Annotated in this window: 14 protein-coding genes and 2 pseudogenes; 3 read left to right on the top strand and 13 right to left on the bottom strand. The window is 45.8% G+C overall.

The features are described from left to right. Positions 1-140: 140 nt before the first annotated feature. From glyA to JCM19033_RS16235, 6 genes and pseudogenes are all read right to left on the bottom strand, one after another. Positions 141-1,381, bottom strand: a pseudogene (glyA, locus tag JCM19033_RS16260) (serine hydroxymethyltransferase). Positions 1,382-1,524: 143 nt separating this feature from the next. After that, positions 1,525-2,082, bottom strand: coding sequence for a TIGR01440 family protein (locus tag JCM19033_RS16255; protein ID WP_054637088.1), 558 nt, complete (start codon positions 2,080-2,082; stop codon positions 1,525-1,527). A gap of 150 nt (positions 2,083-2,232) precedes the next feature. Next, a complete protein-coding gene (gene rpiB, locus JCM19033_RS16250) occupies positions 2,233-2,670 on the bottom strand; it encodes a ribose 5-phosphate isomerase B (protein ID WP_054637072.1) in 438 nt (145 codons plus the stop codon). A 78-nt stretch (positions 2,671-2,748) separates the two neighbouring features. Continuing rightward, a complete protein-coding gene (locus JCM19033_RS16245) occupies positions 2,749-4,041 on the bottom strand; it encodes a methyl-accepting chemotaxis protein (RefSeq protein ID WP_054637071.1) in 1,293 nt (430 codons plus the stop codon). Positions 4,042-4,055: 14 nt separating this feature from the next. Further along, a complete protein-coding gene (locus JCM19033_RS16240; RefSeq protein WP_054637070.1) occupies positions 4,056-4,493 on the bottom strand; it encodes a low molecular weight protein arginine phosphatase in 438 nt (145 codons plus the stop codon). 226 nt (positions 4,494-4,719) lie between these two features. Beyond that, positions 4,720-5,265 (bottom strand): manganese efflux pump, encoded by a 546-nt coding sequence (locus tag JCM19033_RS16235; protein WP_054637069.1) that lies wholly within the window; start codon positions 5,263-5,265, stop codon positions 4,720-4,722. A 329-nt stretch (positions 5,266-5,594) separates the two neighbouring features. On the opposite strand from JCM19033_RS16235, the gene JCM19033_RS16230 reads away from it, so the two are divergent. The 3 genes from JCM19033_RS16230 (at position 5,595) to JCM19033_RS16220 (ending at position 9,084) form a co-directional block, all read left to right on the top strand. Then, positions 5,595-6,788 carry an iron-containing alcohol dehydrogenase gene (locus JCM19033_RS16230; RefSeq protein WP_054637068.1) on the top strand — a complete coding sequence of 398 codons (1,194 nt, stop codon included), beginning with the start codon at positions 5,595-5,597 and terminating at the stop codon, positions 6,786-6,788. A gap of 65 nt (positions 6,789-6,853) precedes the next feature. Continuing rightward, positions 6,854-8,374, top strand: coding sequence for an aldehyde dehydrogenase (gene adh, locus JCM19033_RS16225; protein WP_054637067.1), 1,521 nt, complete (start codon positions 6,854-6,856; stop codon positions 8,372-8,374). Positions 8,375-8,430: 56 nt separating this feature from the next. Beyond that, entirely contained in the window at positions 8,431-9,084 is a 654-nt protein-coding gene (locus JCM19033_RS16220) for a carboxymuconolactone decarboxylase family protein (RefSeq protein WP_054637066.1), read from the top strand. 43 nt (positions 9,085-9,127) lie between these two features. On the opposite strand, the gene JCM19033_RS24390 is transcribed toward JCM19033_RS16220, so the two are convergent. From JCM19033_RS24390 to spoIIR, 7 genes and pseudogenes are all read right to left on the bottom strand, one after another. Next, positions 9,128-9,310, bottom strand: coding sequence for a hypothetical protein (locus tag JCM19033_RS24390; protein ID WP_054637065.1), 183 nt, complete (start codon positions 9,308-9,310; stop codon positions 9,128-9,130). Then, the gene (locus JCM19033_RS16210; protein WP_054637064.1) at positions 9,282-10,757 is read right to left on the bottom strand and encodes a sigma-54 dependent transcriptional regulator; all 1,476 of its coding nucleotides are present in this window, start codon (positions 10,755-10,757) and stop codon (positions 9,282-9,284) included. The genes JCM19033_RS24390 and JCM19033_RS16210 overlap by 29 nt, the downstream gene beginning before the upstream one ends. After that, positions 10,735-11,559, bottom strand: coding sequence for a sensor histidine kinase (locus tag JCM19033_RS27640; protein ID WP_083465524.1), 825 nt, complete (start codon positions 11,557-11,559; stop codon positions 10,735-10,737). Before JCM19033_RS27640 ends, JCM19033_RS16210 begins: the two co-directional genes overlap by 23 nt. Then, the gene (locus JCM19033_RS27635) at positions 11,556-12,413 is read right to left on the bottom strand and encodes a GAF domain-containing protein (RefSeq protein ID WP_083465523.1); all 858 of its coding nucleotides are present in this window, start codon (positions 12,411-12,413) and stop codon (positions 11,556-11,558) included. Before JCM19033_RS27635 ends, JCM19033_RS27640 begins: the two co-directional genes overlap by 4 nt. A 33-nt stretch (positions 12,414-12,446) precedes the next feature. Then, entirely contained in the window at positions 12,447-13,595 is a 1,149-nt protein-coding gene (locus tag JCM19033_RS16200) for an iron-containing alcohol dehydrogenase (RefSeq protein WP_054637063.1), read from the bottom strand. Between the two features lie 502 nt (positions 13,596-14,097). Next, a complete protein-coding gene (locus tag JCM19033_RS16190; RefSeq protein WP_269758312.1) occupies positions 14,098-15,147 on the bottom strand; it encodes an L-threonylcarbamoyladenylate synthase in 1,050 nt (349 codons plus the stop codon). 146 nt (positions 15,148-15,293) lie between these two features. Further along, positions 15,294-15,895, bottom strand: a pseudogene (gene spoIIR, locus JCM19033_RS16180) (stage II sporulation protein R). Positions 15,896-16,432 lie beyond the last annotated feature (537 nt).

Below are 16,432 nucleotides of genomic sequence, written 5' to 3'. Positions count from 1 at the left end.
GCACCAAACTTCTCCTCTCACCCTGGCTGGATAAAAGGTGGAATGTTACAGGAATGTTACAGAGCGGCAGGGTGCCAGGCACCGAAAAACCGGAAAAAAGCAGAAGCCTGCTTTGGCTCCTGCTTTCTCATGCACCTTATTTACAGGTTTTCGTACATTGGGAACTGCTCTGTTAGTGCTTTGACACGGTCTTTGGCTTCTTGGAGTTTTTCCTCATTGTCATGGTTTTTAAGAGTAAGTGCCATGATGGCGCCTACTTCTTCCATTTCTTTTTCTCCGAATCCCCGGGAGGTCACAGCTGCTGTCCCAATACGGATACCGCTTGTTACAAACGGGCTTTCCGGGTCGTAAGGAATTGCGTTTTTGTTTGTCGTTAAGCCGACTTCATCAAGAGCTTTCTCCGCTACTTTTCCAGTGATGCCAAGCTTGCGCAAGTCCAATAAAAGCAAGTGGTTGTCGGTGCCGCCGGAAACGAGGTCCACTCCGCCTTCTACAAGAGCTTCACCAAGCTTCTTCGCATTCTTAATGATATTTTGTCCGTAGGTTTTGAAGTCACCCTGAAGAGCTTCTCCAAAAGCTACTGCTTTTGCTGCGATTACGTGCATAAGAGGGCCGCCCTGCAAGCCAGGGAATACCGATTTGTCTATTTTCTTTGCAAATTCTTCGTTGCAAAGGACCATACCGCCGCGTGGACCGCGAAGTGTCTTATGAGTTGTTGTCGTTACAAAGTGAGCATGGGGAACTGGATTTGGGTGGTCTCCTGTTGCGACTAATCCAGCAATATGAGCCATGTCGACCATTAAGTAAGCTCCTACTTCATCAGCGATTTCGCGGAACTTTGCAAAATCAATTTCACGAGGTAGGCACTTGCTCCGGCTACGATGAGCTTTGGCTTGCTCTCTTTTGCAATAGCAAGTACATCATCATAGTCAATACGCTGCTCGTCTTCAGTCACTCCGTATTCCACAAAGTTGTACTGCACCCCACTGAAGTTAACCGGGCTTCCGTGTGTCAGGTGTCCACCGTGGGAAAGATTCATTCCAAGTACAGTGTCTCCTGGCTCAAGAATCGTAAAGTATACCGCCATGTTAGCCTGGGCACCTGAATGAGGCTGGACGTTGACATGCTCTGCTCCAAATAATTCCTTTGCACGGTCACGGGCAATATCTTCAGCTACGTCTACGTATTCACACCCGCCGTAATACCGGCGGCCAGGGTATCCTTCTGCATACTTATTCGTAAGAACAGAGCCCTGTGCTTCCATCACCGCTTCGCTTACAAAGTTCTCTGAAGCAATTAGTTCGATTTTGTCGCGCTGGCGGCCAAGCTCTGCTTGAATCGCTTCAAATACCTTTGGATCTTGCTTTTTTACGTTCTCCATGAAAATGGTGTCCCCTTTCGTTCCCTTACTTGAATATGTTCGTTATTTACTGTCATATTATATACCAAGACCTATTGTAACACGTTATTTTCTTTTAAAAACGTATTTTATTTGATTTTTATAAAAAAATATTAAGAATTCAGTTATTTTTCTACTATGGGATAACGAGCTCTTGAACCGCCAATAAGTTTGGGGCGGGTTTTCGCCATAGTCAGGTGTGCGGCTCCAATTTCCTTTATAGAGCTTCGCACCGGTATTGCTACGTGTTTTAAATGCATTCCAATCAATGTGTCACCTATATCTATGCCCGCGTCTGCCTTCACAAATTCAGTGACCACCGGATCCCTGAAGTGCTGGTAAGCATAGGAAGCCATCGCTCCGCCGGCCTTCGCGTGGGGCACGACTGTCACTTCTTCCAGTGAGAACCTTTCTGCGGTCCGGCTTTCAATAACCAGTGCCCGGTTAATGTGCTCACACCCCTGAAACGCCAGGTGTACACCTGTTTTTTCCTGAAATTCCTGCAAGACGCTGAATATTTCCTCTGCAGCTTCCTCTGAACCCGCTGAACCGATTCTTTTACCAACCACTTCACTTGTACTTGCACCAACCACAAAGATATGGCGGTCATTCAGGGTGACGACATCACTTAATTCCTGCAGTGCGGTAGACAAGCTTTCTCTTATCTCCGTTTGGATATTCACGTTTCCACCCCTTACAAACAATCCCTCCTCTTAGGGAATAGCCGTAAGAGAAGGGATCGTTTTCATATTTTCAACGCACAGCCACATACTCAGCCTGGAGCACCGGGCATTTTCCTCTCCATGGCCGGTGCTTTTCAACCAGCTGTTTTCTTAGCCTTCAAGATCTGTAATCTTTTGAACACGGTTCGCATGGCGTCCGCCTTCATAATCAGTCGTCAGCCACACTTTGGCGATTTCAAGTGCAAGGCCCGGTCCAATCACGCGCTCACCCATAGCAAGAACGTTGCTGTCATTGTGAGCTCTCGTTGCTTTCGCACTAAACAAATCATGAACCAGGGCACAGCGGATCCCTTTTACTTTATTGGCAGCGATGGACATGCCAATGCCTGTCCCGCAAATCAGAATGCCTCTGTCTGCTTCTCCGTTTGCCACCTTTTCAGCTACTGGTGAAGCGTAATCAGGGTAATCCACAGAGTCAGTACAGTCACAGCCGACATCCTCAAAGCTTATATTTAACTCATCAAGCAGACCTTTGATTTCTTCTTTTAAATGATAGCCGCCGTGGTCGGCGCCAATTGCTACTTTCATGGAATAAATCCTCCTTGTTGTTCATGATACCCTTTCCTATACAGGATATCCTTTATGGAGATGAATTGCACCATGTATTTATATTGTAAATTTATCGATGGTGAGCTTCAATTTTTTTGCTTGTTCAGAGAGCTCCTGAGCTTTCTCTGTACATTTCTCCATTACTTGTGTCTGTTCTTCTGTAGCCGAAGACACTTCGAGTGCTCCTGCGGACGTTTCTTCTGCAATGGCGGCAACCTCCTGCGTTTCCTGGGAGGTATCCTGGATTGCCTTGAGCTGCCTATCAATTAATTCTGTAATATGATCAACGGCTTGTACAACGACCTCGACAGATGCTTCCATTTCCCCGATCGCCTGGTGTGTTTCGGTTCCTTTTTTGGACTCTTGCTGAGCCGCCAGTACCTGGTCTTTAATTTTAAAGACCACATTCTGCACTTCACCCTGGATGTTCTTAATGACTTCAGATACACTTTCGACAGCTGAAGAGCTTTCGTCAGCAAGCTTTCTCACTTCTTCAGCTACTACTGCAAACCCTCTGCCCTGTTCACCGGCCCTTGCTGCTTCAATGGATGCATTTAAAGCGAGTAAGTTTGTCTGGCCGGCAATATCACCTACAAGAGAAATAATCTCTTCTACTTTTCCAGCCTGCCTGTCCAGCGCTTCAACGGCTAGCAGAGAATCTTGATTATCTCTTTCCATTTGCTTAATCCCGCCTACTAACGAATCAGTTACACTCCGGCTTTTCTTCAGGGTATCGACCATTTTTCTCGTAGACTCTTTGGATGAATCAGCCTTACTATGTACTTCTTCCGCAATTCTAGTGATATCCTCCATAGAGGCAGCAGTGTTTTGGATCGCATAGGCAGAGCTTTCAGCTCCTGCTGAGATTTCATCAATGGTGCCGGCAATCCCGGCTGCCCGGTTCGATGCCGTCTCTGAAGCAAGTGTAATATCAGCCACTTTCTGGCTCGTTTCCTGAAAATTTGTTTCAATATCATGAACCATGGCTCTCAGACTGCCAAGCATTTCATTATAAGCAAGGCCTAATGCTCTTAGCTCATCATCCGATTTGGTTACAGCCACATTTTCCTGAATGTTTCCCCCTGCTGCTGTTCGTGCAGCAGCTTCCAGCCTTGCCAAAGGCTTTGTAATGAACGGAGCTGCCAAGAATGCCAGCAGAATACTCCACAAACAGCCTAAAACAAGTGTTAGAACAATAAAGGAATTACCGGTCACTCCCCAGGCTTCAGGAATCACATCCACGAGAAAAAAGATAAAAAATCCACTTGTCCCGTACGTGATCAGTGATAATATGCTGATTCCCAGGACCAGCTTTTTCCGAATACTAAAAGCATACTTCTGTCCCCCCATAGCCCCCACCTTTTCTAGTCAAGTTTTTGTATTACTTTATCTAGAAGGGCATCCAGTTCTCTGGCTGTGTTCCGGTAATCTTCTATCGTGCCGCCTATCGGATCGCTAATATCCCCGTGATTTTCATCATTAGCAAATTCCTTAATCGTAAAAGCTTTCTCTGCTGCGGCCGGAAACTTTGCAGCCAGAAGCTGAAAATGACTTTTCGTCATTGTTAAAATTAAATCTGCCCACTCTACTAGTTCTCTATCGACAAGTCGGGCAGAATGGTTTAGAGGGATCTCTCTTTCATTTAGGACAGAGGTTGTCCCTTCAGAGGCTCCCATGCCAGGAAAAGCATGAACCCCTGCTGATTTTATTTCGACTTGCTCCCCAGCTTTTTTCTTCATTAAAGCTTCTGCCATCGGGCTCCGGCACGTATTTCCTGTGCAAACAAACAATATTTTTTTCATGATGGCACCCTTTCTTTTCCTGCATTTTTTCTATTATTTTAGCACAAACATGCATAATTCAATACGAAGCAATAGCCGAGGTGGCAAAAAATTTGTTACTCCCTCAAGATGGGGAGCATCCTCACTGAATTACCAAAAGTTCAACCTTGTATTCTCGACATGTCGAATTGTGCTCTTTATGTAGACCACAAATCTTAAAGAGCGTCACGTTACTAAAAACTTATTTTTACAGAGGTAAAAGAAGCTTTACCCCAAAAGCAAGGAGTATCCCTCCGCCAAGCATTTCACCGTAAGACCCGACCACCCCTTTGGCATGAGTGCCTAAAAACAAACCCATCCACGTTGCTACAGCACTCGTAAGACCAAATAGAAGAAGGACCGCTACAATCTTTGCCCCTACAATGCCAAGAGTAATACCTACTGAAAAAGAATCCAGACTTACAAGCAAGGCAAACAGCAGCAGCCCAAGCCCTCTTGGTGTAATGGTATTATTTTCGCTGCTGGACCCGACCCCTGTCCAGATCATCTGCAGACCGATTAAAATTAAAAGCCCTCCTCCTACCCAAAGAGCGAGCTGTTCAAAAGAAGAGGCAATCCATTTGCCGCCGGCAATCCCGGCTAAAGGCATCAATATATGAAACATTCCGATCGTGCTTGCAATTTTCGGCCTTTCCCTTACTTTGATTCCGTTCATTCCCATTGCAAGCGACATAGAAAAGGCATCCATGCCAAGAGCGACAGCGATAATGCCCAGTACGATCCATTCTTCCATGCCGTCCCCTCCCCCAAATCTGCTTTTATAACCCTATGCAGGAGAGGATGGGAATAGACAGGCTTTTTAAGACATAAATACTGCGAGAAACTGGTCTCAAAATAAACAGTCCTCCAAACCTCTGGCTTGATTGAGCCGAAATTTCGGCCTGTCACAGCCATTTCCTCGGCATCTCTATTAAAAAATGACTCAGCTCTTTTCTTCCTTAATCAAGGTAAACGCTTACAACCACAGCGGTTACCAAACTATTTTTCCTTTTTTAAAGAAAGTTGGCATGCTCTTTGCAATAAAAAGGTGTGAAACTTTGATTTATATGAGGAGGAGATCAAATGGTAGAAGAAAAGGTGTATGGATTCTTTATTCCAAGTGTCAACTTAATGGGAGTAGGAGCAGTGAATGAAGCCGGGGAAAGAATCAAGAACCTCGGAATGAAAAAATCTCTCATTGTCACGGATGAAGGACTTTATAACATGGGTGTGGCAGACGATGTGGCCAACATCATTAAAGCCGCCGGTGTGGATGTTGAAATCTTCCCTGGTTCCGAACCAAATCCTACGGATCTCAATGTAGCAGCAGGTCTTGAGGTGTATGAGTCTTCAGGATGCGACTCGATCGTCTCTCTTGGCGGGGGAAGCTCTCACGACTGCGCGAAAGGAATCGGCCTTGTTGCTTCTAATGGAGGAAGAATTCACGATTATGAAGGTGTGGATCAATCCACTAATCCGCTCCCTCCTCTTGTAGCTATCAATACAACTTCCGGAACAGCTAGTGAAATGACCCGCTTCTGCATCATCACAGATACAGAGCGAAAAGTAAAAATGGCGATCGTTGATAAACATACCACGCCAAAAATTTCGATAAATGATCCTATTTTAACAGTGAAAAAGCCGGCAGGACTTACTGCAGCTACGGGAATAGACGCCCTTACTCACGCGGTGGAAGCCTATGTGTCTACTGATGCTACTCCTATCACTGATGCATGCGCTCTGCAAACGATGCGTCTAGTGAGCAAGTACTTACGCGCCGCGGTAGCAAACGGCGAAGATATTGAAGCAAGAAACCAGATGTCATATGCTCAGTTCCTTGCCGGGATGGCCTTTAACAATGCATCCCTTGGCTATGTGCATGCGATCGCCCACCAGTTCGGAGGCATTTACAACTTCCCTCATGGCGTGTGTAATGCGATCCTTCTTCCCCACGTCGAGCGCTTTAACTTAATGTCCAAGCCTGAGCGCTTTGCTGACATTGCCGAAGCTCTCGGTGAAAACATTGAAGGACTGTCCAAGCGTGCTGCTGCAGAAAAAGCGATTGAAGCGATTGAAACGCTGTGTAAGGACGTAGGAATCCCTGATGGCTTCGCTGAAATGGGAGCTAAAGAAGAGGATATTGAAACCCTTGCCATCCACGCGATGAATGATGCGTGCGCCTTAACCAATCCTCGAAAAGCCACCTTAGATGAAATCAAACAAATCGTGGCTGCTTCCTATAACAGAAAGCCGGCCGAAAAAGCCCAGACATTGTAAAACAAACAGGACACCCGGCGGTAGGAAGCTACAGGCCGGGTTTTCTATAAAAAGGAGGTCCACTTATGATTTATTCAAAGCCAGGAGAAAAAGATGCCCTCGTATCCTTTAAAGCAAGATATGATAATTTCATTGGAGGCGAGTGGACACCCCCTGTGAATGGAAACTACTTTGATGTGTACACTCCAGTCACCGGGCAGGCCTTTTGCCAGGTCGCCCGTTCCACTTCTGAGGACATAGAGAAAGCGTTGGATGCAGCTCACAAAGCAAAGGAAATCTGGGGCAAAACGTCAGCAGGCGAACGTTCTCTTCTTCTCCAGCGAATCGCTGACAGGATGGAAGAAAATCTAGAAAAGCTTGCGGTAGCTGAAACCTGGGACAATGGGAAAGCGGTGCGTGAAACGTTAAACGCTGATCTGCCTTTAGCCATTGACCATTTTCGATATTTTGCCGGAGTCATTCGCGCCCAGGAAGGATCCCTCAGCCAAATTAACAACGACACGGTTGCTTACCATTTTCATGAGCCTCTCGGTGTGGTCGGGCAGATTATTCCCTGGAACTTCCCTCTCCTTATGGCAACATGGAAAGTGGCGCCTGCTTTGGCTGCCGGAAACTGCATTGTTTTAAAGCCGGCAGAACAGACCCCTGCTTCTCTTATGGTTCTTCTGGAGCTTATTCAGGATCTTCTGCCTCCGGGAGTATTAAATGTAGTAAATGGCTTTGGCGTAGAAGCGGGAAAGCCTCTTGCATCAAACAAAAGAATTAATAAAATCGCCTTTACAGGAGAAACAACCACGGGACGATTGATCATGCAATATGCTTCAGAAAATATTATCCCTGTGACACTTGAGCTTGGGGGAAAATCCCCAAATATCTTCTTTGAAGACGTCATGGCAAAGGATGATGCCTTTTTAAATAAAGCCATTGAAGGCATGGTTATGTTTGCGTTAAACCAGGGAGAAGTGTGTACTTGCCCTTCTCGTGCTTTAATTCATGAATCCATATATGACGACTTCATGGAACGCGCGCTCAAGCGTGTAAAAGAAATACAGACAGGAAATCCACTTGATCCACACACGATGATGGGTGCCCAGGCATCAACAGAACAAGTGGAAAAGATTCTTTCTTATATAGATATTGGTAAACAAGAAGGAGCAACGCTTCTTACCGGCGGGGGAAGAAATGATTTGAACGGTGAGTTAAAGGATGGCTATTACATTCAGCCAACTATTTTTGAGGGAAATAACAGCATGCGTATTTTTCAGGAAGAAATTTTCGGACCTGTTTTATCGGTGACGACCTTTAGGGACGATCAAGAAGCTTTATCGATTGCAAATGATACCCTTTATGGTCTGGGGGCAGGTGTATGGACAAGAGATTTCCATACCTCTTACCGTTTTGGCAGAGAAATTGAGGCTGGCCGTGTATGGACGAACTGCTATCACGACTACCCTGCCCATGCAGCATTTGGCGGCTACAAAATGTCAGGAATCGGACGGGAAAATCATTTGATGATGCTAAGCCACTATCAGCAGACGAAAAATTTACTCGTAAGCTATAGTAAAGACGCTCTTGGATTCTTTTAACTTCAGTAGTCAGTCCTTCTGTTTCGAAAAAACTATCTATATTCCGGGGTGATTCTATGACGGAAGCTTTGTATGATCAATCTTATTTTTCCCGAATTCGTGAGTTTTCACAACTTTCACCAGAGTCCTTTCAAGCCTTTATCCATTTTGACCAAAGCGTTATGGAAAGTGGTATTCTTTCCGTTAAGCTTAAAGAGTTAACAGCGGTGGCAGTTGCTCATACAACCGGATGCCCGTACTGCATTGAAGTTCATGTCGGAAACCTCAAAGAAGCCGGAGGCACCAAAGAGGAAATGAGCGAAGCGATTTTTGTAGCCACGGCTCTTAAAGCCGGCTCAGCCGCTGCTCACGGTGTAAATGCTCTTAATGCCTATGACGGAGAATCCGACGGCTCCCTTTATAAAAAAGAATATTTTGCACGGATAAAAGAGTTTTCAGATTTGAGTGGAGAGAGCTTTGCTTCCTTTATTGATTTTGACCAAAAAGCCTTGAAGGAAGGGGCGCTTACTGTAAAAGAAAAAGAGCTGATTGCTGTGGCGGTCGCCCATACCACAGGCTGCCCGTACTGCATTGAGGTTCACATTGAAGGTGCCAGAAAAGCCGGTGCAATTAAAGAGGAAGTCGCAGAGGTGATCATGGTCGCTACCGCATTAAAAGCGGGGTCAGCCCTGGCTCACGGAGTGAATGCTTTAAATTCTTTTGATTCTTAACCAAGATAGTCACAATCACATGGTAGTACCAAGAGGACCCAGGCTAAAGCAGAACACACCTGCTTTTCACCTGCTGGTCCTCTTTTTTCTTTGGGAGAGCGTCGTTTGGCTCCTTCCTTGCAAAGATGGTGTCTGATGTGAGCAATGTTTCACCCATCGAGCCTGGTTCATAATCAACCTGGCAGGCTTCCGTTGGTCTATCCAGAAGATGGTGTCCCTTTTTCATTTAATATATAACGAATCTTTCTCATCGTAATGTCCAGCTGCCTGGCCGCTTCCCTTCGATTTCCATATGTCTGTTGCAGGGTTTTCTCCACAAATGCTTGCCCGGTAACCTGTTCAAGCTCCTTCACCTTATCTAATACCTCTTCGAGAGGAGGCGGTTCCTCCTGACGCCATAAGGAAAGTACATGACTTGTCCATTCTTGAAGGTAGCGTTCGAACTCAGCAGTGGAGTGGCTGCTGCTTTCCTTCTTTTGAGGTATCTCCACAGCGGCACCGGCTTCCTTTTCTGCTGGAGATTCGTGAAAGGTATGAGGCAGAAGAGAAACAGGAATCATTGTGGTCTCTTCGTCTGCAAGGGCAATTGCCCGGGAGATGACATTAGAGAGCTCTCGAATATTCCCCGGCCAGTGGTATTTCTTCATTACCGACATGGCCTCGCTGCTGACTGTCATGTCAGGACGTTCGCTTTGGCTGACTAAAAAAGCAGTGAGCTCTTCAAGATCATCCACCCGTTCACGAAGAGGAGGAATCGTAAGCTTGACTACATTCAGCCGGTACAGAAGATCCTCGCGAAAGGCTTTTTCCTTGACTGCTTCCTGCAAATCCTTGTGACTTGCCGCCAAAATTCTTGCATTGGTCCGTTTTACTTTTTCACTTCCTACCGGGTAGTACTCTCTTGCTTCAAGCACCCGCAGAAGCTTCACCTGAGTCTGTGGAGTAGCTTCGGCGATTTCGTCCAGAAAAAGTGTTCCCTGGCTTGCAAGCTCAAAGAGCCCTCTCCTGGTTTCCACGGCTCCGGTAAATGCTCCCTTTTCATGGCCGAACAATTCACTTTCCAAAAGCTGCTCAGAGAGAGCCCCGCAATTCACTCCAATAAATCTTTCCTTGCTGCGATGGCTGGCCATATGAATAAACCTGGCAAGCACCTCTTTGCCGCTTCCGGTTTCTCCTTCGATCAACACGCTAAGCTGTTTTTGGGCTATTTTATAGGCAAAAGCAGCAAGGTGACGCATCGCCTCGGATCTTCCCAGAAAAAAGCCTGCCTGATCAGCGATAGATTGCACGTGCTTTTCCATTTGATTTGTTCCATTTTCAAGCAAGCCGTCAATTTGCTCCTCAAGCTTATCGATATCATCAAAGGGCTTTTCAATAAAATCATTGGCCCCTGACTTGATGGCATCTACAGCTGTTTTGACAGTGCTGTAGCCCGTCATAATCAACGTTTTGCAGGAAGGCTGCTCTCTCTTTAACTCCCTTAACAGTGTCAGTCCGTCAGCATCAGGAAGACGAACATCCAGGATGGCGAGATCAAACTGTTTTGCCTTTGTGTGTTTATAAAAATCGTCTCCATTTAACCCTGTAGTCACGTGATACGTCTTTAATGTAAGCAAATGAGATAAAAAAGTGCAGATTTCACGTTCATCATCAATGATCAGGATATTCTTCATGCGTTCCTCCTTTAGCCGGCAGCAGCAGGGTAAAACAACTCCCTTTTCCTTCTTCACTCGTTACAGTCAGCATGCCGCCATGGGCCTTTGCAATTCCAAGGCTTACGGACAAACCCAAACCTGTTCCTTTATCTGTTTCTTTTGTCGTAAAAAAAGGATGAAAGATTTCGGTTTGCTGCTGAGGAGGGATCCCTTTGCCGTTATCGGCCACAGTTAATTCCACCCACTCCTCTCCTTCTTTAATAATCGCTTTTGTTTCAATTAAGATACACTTCTCTTCTTTTTCTTCTTCTAAAAGGACATCCTTGGCGTTTAATAAAAGGTTAATGATCGTCTGCTCAATTTGCTGCATGCTTCCGTTAAACGCAGGCAGCTCAGAAGCAAGGGTGACCGTCACCTGTATATGCTGACGTTCAATTTGATATTTCACTAGGCTCAGTACCTGCTCTACGGCCTGGTTCAAGGAGCACTCCTGAAACATGTACTCATCCTGCCTGGAGAATGTCAGTAAGTTTCTGATAATATGCTTGCAGCGGTCTCCGCAGTTTCGAATGTCTGTTAAAAGCTCATAGCTTATGTCTTCTTGATCGGCCTGACGTAAAAGGAGCTGGGCATTGCCAAGAATGGCGGTGAGAGGGCTGTTCAGCTCATGAGCGACTCCCGCTGCCATTTCCCCGATCGCGGCAAGCTTGCCCGACTGCATGAGCTGAGCTTCAATATGTGTTCGTTTTGTTACGTCTTTTATATATAAAAGAATGCCGTGAAGCTGGTTATCATCGGTGATAACGGGATACGTATTCATCTCGCAAATTCGATTATCCTCCAAAACAAGGCGGGCATGCTGGGAATGGCTGAAATCAAGCTCTTCTCCTTTGCTCTTTGGATGGCGAAACAGAATGTCAGCGTAGTGTCTCCCGATAATTTCACCAGTTTCACTTTAAAAAAGTTCAACACAGCCTGGTTAAATCGCAGAATTTTTTCCTCTTCACTAATTAGAAACAGCATATCTTCTACGGCGTTAAAGGTGGACTCCCATTCTTTTTTTCCCTGGAGCACAGCATTGTAAAGACGTGAATTCTCTATGCAGACAGCAAGCTGGTCGGCAAATTGCTGAAAAAAGGAAAGATCATCCTCACTGTAGGCTGCAAATTCCTTACTTCCAAGGCTCAATACCCCAAGAACTCGTTCTTTACTTAAAAGAGGAAGAGCGAGGACACTTTCCATGCCCAGCTTTTCAAAGGTGTGCCGCTCGATATATGGAACCTCCTCCTTTTTCAAAGGGAACGAGTACAAGGTGGCACTCTTTTGATAGATAGCCTCCCAGTAAAGAGATTCATCGGATGGAAGCTTTGAGCCGACCTGGAGAAACTTGGAGTCAAGGGGATAAACATTTGTCAGGATTAGCTCTCCTTCTTCAAGAAGGCTGAGACTGATCCTTGAAACCGAGTACACCCTTTGCAATTTTTCCAGGACGTTTTTTAACATGTCGTCAATATCCATGTTGACGTTAAAGCTTTTAAGACTTTCATTCATAATTTCAAGGTTAATATTCTTTTTTTCCAGCTCCTGAATTGTTTTTTTCAGCTCGGTATAATAATTCATTTTCGAAGATTTGACGCCTGTCAGGTGCTCAATCATCGTCTGCTTATTCTCCATAGCTCTCTCTCCTTCCAAGCTGCTTTCTAACCATTACAGCGCCTGCTTGCAAATGGCTATGATATCTTTTGTAGAGATATCCCGGGGGTTTGTGATCATGCAGGCATCCTCAATGGCATCCTCCGCTATAAGCGGAAGATCATCTTCTGTAATGCCCAAAGCACTCAGCGTCTGGGGAGCCTCTATATCCTTTGATAACCGTCTGACCATATCTATCGCTTCCCTGCCGGCCTCTTCATCCGACAGTCCGGTGACATCCTTGCCCATTGCTTTAGCAATTTCTTTGTACCGCTTCGGGCACGCAATTAAATTAAAATCCATCACATAAGGGAGCAGCACCGAATTAATGACGCCGTGAGCAAGCTGAAACCGCCCCCCTATCGCATGGGAAATCGCATGAACCGCTCCTAAAATGGCGTTGGAAAAAGCAATTCCCGCCTGGAGACTTGCCATGGCCATATGAAGCTTTGCTTCTTCATTTGTTTTCGATGCGACAGAAGGCCGAAGATTGGAGGACACCAGTTTCATTGCATTTTTTGCCTGTACGTCAGTAAGAGGAGTCGCTGCCACACTGACATAGGATTCAATGGCGTGAGACAGAACATCCAGACCAGTGGAAGCAGTTAAGTAACTGCTTTTTGTCATTAAGGTTAAGGGGTCAGTAATTGAAATGTCCGGAACAAGAGATTTTGAGACAATCGTCATTTTCTTCTTTCTTTCTGAGTCAACTATAACTGAAAATTGGGACACTTCAGAGCCTGAACCAGCGGTCGTTGAGATCATGACTAATGGCGGCAGAGGGTGGGCAATTTGATTGACTCCTTCATACTGAGCAATCTCTCCACCGTTTGTTGCTATAATGGCAATCGATTTGGCTACATCAAGCACGCTTCCGCCGCCTATTCCTATGACAGCATCACACTCATTTTCCACGTATGTTTGAGAACCTTTTTGAACTTCAAGATCGCTCGGGTTTGTGGTCACTTCAAAAAAAGTGGAATAAGACAATCCTGCTTCCTCGCATGTCGTAATCACTTTGTCTGCCCATCCCGCTTCGATAACCCCTGGATCACTTACAATGAGTACTTTTTTGGCACCAAGCCGCAGGCAGCTGTCACCAGCCTGGTCAATTGAACCATTGCCAAAAATAATCTCCGGAGTGATAAATTTAGTCATTTTCATTTACACTCAGCTCTTTCTATTTGGAAATAGGGGAAATCCTATGTATTCGCTTTCCTGAACATAGATATGTAATTCGAGAAAAACATCCGATATCCTTCCTGATGCCCCAACTCCGAAGCGATGCGGGGGTGCGGGTTGGGGGGGTGCGTTTTTTGGGGTGCCTGGCACCCCTCCCCGTTGTTACACTTCTGTAACCTTGTTTCGGCTCTATCCCTTGATATACTGCACTTCTTTTCCAGCACCCCTCTTTAGGGTGCCTGGCACCCCTCCCCGTTGTTACACTTTTGTAACCTTGCTTCGGCTCTATCCCTTGATGTACTGCACTTCTCTTCCAGCACCCACTAAGCGGTGCCTGGCACCCCTCTCCGTTGTTACACTTCTGTAACCTTGTTTCGGCTCTATCCCTTGATATTCTGCGCTTCTTTTCCAGCACCCACTTTACGGTGCCTGGCACCACCGCGAGGATGTAATAAAAAAGCACAAGGTTGTCCCCTGCACTTTTTTACTCCTCTTTTATGATTCTTCCACCGGCTGCTTTTTCAAGCCTGTTCATAACGGCCGCACCTACTCCCTCTTTGGGGAAAGTTACGCTAAACAACACATCCGCTTCTAGCTTGTCTGCCCTTCGAAGCGTATCATACAGCTTTGCTGCCACTTCCTTGATGTCGTCATTTGAACCATAAGAAATCACGTGGTCCGCCTGAATTTCATGAATAAGTTCATCCACTGTAATAACCCCTGTTTTTAAGCCATCCTCCTCCACTTCTTTTATTTTTTCCTGAAGAAATGCAGTCGATCCTTCCACCAGGGTTAAAGGAGCATCCGGGGCGTAATGGCGATATTTCAGGCCGGGAGAACGAGGTACTTCGTTATCACTGATAAGGGCAGGATCAACTTCTACGACTCCTGCAACCTCTTCCAGCTCTTCTCTGGTCACCCCGCCCGGGCGTAATATCATGGGCACATCACGGGTGCAGTCTACCACTGTTGATTCCAGCCCGTATCCGGTTGGCCCTCCATCTACAATTCCGGCAATACGGCCATCAAGATCGTGCCTTACATGCTCTGCGGTTGTGGGACTTGGCCGGCCGGATCGGTTGGCACTTGGAGCAGCTACAGGTACTCCGGCAGCTTTTATGACCGCCTGGGCTACAGGATGGTCCGGCATCCGTACAGCAACTGTGGATAGCCCCCCTGTGACTTTCTCAGAGACTTGTTCTGTTTTTGGTAAAATTAATGTCAAAGGACCAGGCCAGAAAGCATTCATGAACTTTTCAGCAATGAGAGGAATATGGGAAACCAACTCACTAAGCTGCTTTCTTTCACTAATATGTACAATCAAAGGATTGTCACTAGGCCTTCCTTTGGCAAGAAAAATTTTTTCAATAGCTTCTTCGCTGTTAGCATTTCCTCCCAGACCATATACCGTTTCTGTGGGTAAGGCGACGACTTCTCCACAACTTATCCACATGCCTGCTTTCTGGATGTTCTCATCTTCTTCTAAACTTATCCACTTATCCACAACTACTACCTCAGTTTGTTTATAATCCACGAACATCCGCTCCCGTTTTGAGGTCTTTTTTTCCTTATATTGTAGGGTTTCCTGGTTAAAAAAGTAAACCAAAAAAGTTACCCACATTAGGTGGATAACTTGTTGATAACTATAACCCACTCACTTCAGTATTTCCACAGGTTATCCTAGGATTGACCAAACCATTCTTTAAATTTTTCCACAAAGAAGAACGCTACTTCAGGTTCTTCTGTGGATAACTCACTGCCTGCTTGTTCCTTTTCTTCAGCTTTGTCTTCCTTACTGAAGTCAAGGAAGCAAAGAGGAGGGAATAGAACACACCACCAATTTTCACCTTTGCCTTCTCCAAGTGTCACTACCAGGCTTCATAGTCTCCTGCCGGATAAACTAAAGGACCGTAGACGCGAGTTGGAAACTCTACATCCTTTCTCAGCTCTACTTCAAAAGGAATCGTTAAGTCTCTTGAATCTAACACATTTTGAATCTCTTCTTCTATGACTGGAAGATGTTCATTAATTGCTTCTCTTGCTTTTCCTTTATTCTCAAGACCCGTAACAATTTCTCTGATTTCTGCATTGACTTCATCACGAACTTCCCGCTTGACAAGCTGATGCACAGGAGCATCACTGTGAGCAAGAATTCTAAGACGGATTGCATCATCAGGAATGACTTCTTCCCCTGCACTTACTGCCGCAAATTGCTGACCTTCCCAGTTTACTAACAAAATAAAAATAATAATAATAATATAAATAAAGACGTTTCGTTGCATGTGGGTTCACCAACCTTTCGTATTCACATTGTGGTCAGTGAACCCAGTTATTAAACTTAGAATTGTTCGACAATTATTGTGGTGAAGAGGGGGAAACGTGCCTTGAGAGGGTCCCTTGAGGGGTGCCTGGCACCACAGCGCACTGTCACATTTCTTTGTGCGCTTTCCCTTGCGCCACAGCCCTTTCCACGGTTTCTTGTGTTACAACCTGGGAGGGGTGCCTGGCACCACAGCGTACTGTCACATTTCTTATTACGCTTTCCCTTGTGCCACAGACCTTTCACAATTTCTTATGTTACAACCTGGGAGGGGTGCCTGGCACCACAGCGCGCTGTAACATTTCTTTGTGCGCTTTCCCTTGTGCCACAGCCCTTTCCACGGTTTCTTGTGTTACAACCTGGGAGGGGTGCCTGGCACCACAGCACGCTGTAACATTTCTTATCACGCTTTCCCTTGTGCCACAGCCCTTTTCACGGTTTTTTATGTTACAACCTGGGAGGGGTGCCTGGCACCACAGCACACTGTAACATTTTTTCC

The sequence above is a fragment of the Thalassobacillus sp. C254 genome (assembly GCF_001310615.1).
The sequence above is the reverse complement of the archived record's forward strand: the minus strand, read 5'-3'. Positions and strand labels throughout refer to the sequence as shown.

Excerpts from the sequence above, each read along its gene's own strand:
- JCM19033_RS16235 (WP_054637069.1), bottom strand. The coding sequence starts at position 5,265 with ATGGAAGAATGGATCGTACTGGGCATTATCGCTGTCGCTCTTGGCATG.
- JCM19033_RS16245 (WP_054637071.1), bottom strand. The coding sequence starts at position 4,041 with ATGGGGGGACAGAAGTATGCTTTTAGTATTCGGAAAAAGCTGGTCCTG.
- JCM19033_RS24390 (WP_054637065.1), bottom strand. The coding sequence starts at position 9,310 with ATGAAAAAGGGACACCATCTTCTGGATAGACCAACGGAAGCCTGCCAG.
- JCM19033_RS16200 (WP_054637063.1), bottom strand. The coding sequence starts at position 13,595 with ATGAAAATGACTAAATTTATCACTCCGGAGATTATTTTTGGCAATGGT.
- JCM19033_RS27635 (WP_083465523.1), bottom strand. The coding sequence starts at position 12,413 with ATGGAGAATAAGCAGACGATGATTGAGCACCTGACAGGCGTCAAATCT.
- adh (WP_054637067.1), top strand. The coding sequence starts at position 6,854 with ATGATTTATTCAAAGCCAGGAGAAAAAGATGCCCTCGTATCCTTTAAA.
- rpiB (WP_054637072.1), bottom strand. The coding sequence starts at position 2,670 with ATGAAAGTAGCAATTGGCGCCGACCACGGCGGCTATCATTTAAAAGAA.
- JCM19033_RS16230 (WP_054637068.1), top strand. The coding sequence starts at position 5,595 with ATGGTAGAAGAAAAGGTGTATGGATTCTTTATTCCAAGTGTCAACTTA.
- JCM19033_RS16240 (WP_054637070.1), bottom strand. The coding sequence starts at position 4,493 with ATGAAAAAAATATTGTTTGTTTGCACAGGAAATACGTGCCGGAGCCCG.
- JCM19033_RS16220 (WP_054637066.1), top strand. The coding sequence starts at position 8,431 with ATGACGGAAGCTTTGTATGATCAATCTTATTTTTCCCGAATTCGTGAG.
- JCM19033_RS27640 (WP_083465524.1), bottom strand. The coding sequence starts at position 11,559 with ATGAATACGTATCCCGTTATCACCGATGATAACCAGCTTCACGGCATT.
- JCM19033_RS16210 (WP_054637064.1), bottom strand. The coding sequence starts at position 10,757 with ATGAAGAATATCCTGATCATTGATGATGAACGTGAAATCTGCACTTTT.